Below are 2086 nucleotides of genomic sequence, written 5' to 3' on the forward strand. Positions count from 1 at the left end.
GCTCCGTACCGCTTAGCGGTCGGAGCCGGGTAGTTTACTGTACTGCTGTTGTCGGGATCTTCAGCTTTCGATGAGAAAAATGTGGGCTGGCATCGTCCAGGGATCCAGCTTGATGTAGTTGGTGGATCCCTGCCAGGAATACTGCTGGCCGTCCAAGAGGTCGATCACCTTGAAAGTTTGCCAGTGTTCCAAACCCAAAGCCCCCAGGTTGAGGGTGACCCAGCCGGATTGAATGTGAAACGGATCCAAGTTGACCGCCACCAAGATGCGGTTGCTGCCATCAAAGGTGCGCTTGGAATAGCAGATCAGGGCCTCGTTGTCGGTGGGGTGAAACACCAAGCTCCAGTCGCTTTGCAAAGCCGGGTTTTGCCGTCGGATCCGGTTCACCTGCGCGATCAGAGGCCGCAAGTTATCCGGTGTGTCCAGATCCCAGTGGCGGATTTGGTATTTTTCCGAGTCCAGATACTCTTCGCTGCCGGGGCGGAGGGGACGGTTTTCGCAGAGTTCAAAAGCGGGGCCGTAGATGCCGTAGCTGGCCCCCAGCGTGGCCGCCAGGATGAGGCGCAGCATAAAAGCCGGGCGTCCCCCCTTTTGCAAGAACTCGTTCAGAATGTCCGGCGTGTTGGGCCAGAGGTTGGGGCGATAGTACTCCCGCATCGGGGTTTGGGTGAGCTCGGTGAAGTACTCCGTCAGGCCCCACTTGTCGTTGCGCCAGGTGAAATAGGTGTAAGACTGGGTGAAGCCCAGCTTGGCCAAGGATTTCATCAGTTTGGGGCGGGTGAAGGCTTCAGACAAAAAGATTGTCTGCGGGTGCTTGGCCTTGATCTGGCCGATGCACCACTCCCAAAAGCCAAAAGCCTTGGTGTGGGGATTATCAACCCGAAAGATGGTGACTCCCTGGTCGATCCAGTATTCGATAACGCTTTTTAACTCCTCCCAGAGGGCCTGCCAGTTTTCCGTCTCAAAGTCGAGGGGGTAGATGTCTTGATATTTCTTGGGCGGGTTCTCCGCATATTGAATGGTGCCGTCGGGCCGCTTTCTAAACCATTCCGGGTGCTCTTTCACATAGGGGTGATCCGGCGAGCACTGGAAGGCGATGTCCAGGGCGATATCGATGTTGAGTTTTTTGGCCTCCGCCACCAAGCGATGAAAATCCTCCAGGGATCCCAGTTGCGGATGGATGGCCTTGTGCCCGCCTTCTGGCCCGCCAATGGCCCAGGGAGAGCCCACATCCTCCGGCTCTGCCGTCATAGAGTTGTTTTTGCCCTTGCGGAAGGTGCGCCCGATGGGGTGGATGGGGGGCAGGTAGAGCACATCGAAGCCCATCTCGGCAAGCAGCGGCAGGCGAGCGATCACATCCTGGAAGGTGCCGTGGGTGTGCTCGTCAGGGCCACAGGAGCGGGGAAACAGCTCGTACCAGGTGCTGAAGCGGGCCTTCTCCGGATCCACCCAAACCCGTCGCTCCGGGTAGGCGGTGACGAAGCGGCGCTCGCCGTAGAGCTGCATCAGGGATCCCAGGGTTGGGGAAAGGGCGATCGCGATAGCCGGATCCCCGCCTTGGCGGAGCATTTGGGCGTAGTTGCGCAGCTTTGCCGCCAGATCCCCGCTTTGAGCCTGGGCGGCCCGCTCCACTAGCTCCGCCCCGATCAACAGCTCCACCGCCACATCCTGCTCGGCAGCCACCCGCTTGTGCAGATCCTGCTGCCAGGTTTGGAAAGGATCCACCCAGGCCAAGATGCGGTAAAAGGCTTGGCCGATTTGTGTGACCTGAAATTGGGCCCGCCAGCGGTCGTTGCCGATGGGCTCCATGAAGAGCTCCTCCCAGTCTGTTGCCCCGGCCTGGCGAAAACTGAGCACCGCCGAGAGTTGGTCGTGGCCATCGGCGAAGATGTCCGCCTCCACCACCACGTACTCCCCCACCGTTCGCTTGATGGCGTAGCGCCCACCGTCGATTTCCGGCGTCACCGCCTCGATGATGGCCCGTTGCCGACCTTCCGCTGGCCACATAGGGTTAACTTCGCCCCTTTTCAAAAATGCTCTGCCCGGCTGTGGAGGGCCTTGCCTGCCGCTTCAGGATTAGCCCGCC

General features: G+C 59.7%; 1 protein-coding gene. It reads right to left on the minus strand.

Annotated elements, in window-relative coordinates; all coding sequences use genetic code 11:
- Positions 1–60 precede the first annotated feature (60 nt).
- On the minus strand, positions 61–2007 hold the full coding sequence (locus NW852_RS01305) for an alpha-1,4-glucan--maltose-1-phosphate maltosyltransferase (protein WP_414371781.1): 1947 nt from the start codon (positions 2005–2007) through the stop codon (positions 61–63).
- Positions 2008–2086 lie beyond the last annotated feature (79 nt).

The sequence above is a fragment of the Synechococcus sp. H60.1 genome (assembly GCF_047462335.1).
In the GTDB taxonomy this organism is placed as follows: Bacteria; Cyanobacteriota; Cyanobacteriia; order Thermostichales; family Thermostichaceae; genus Thermostichus.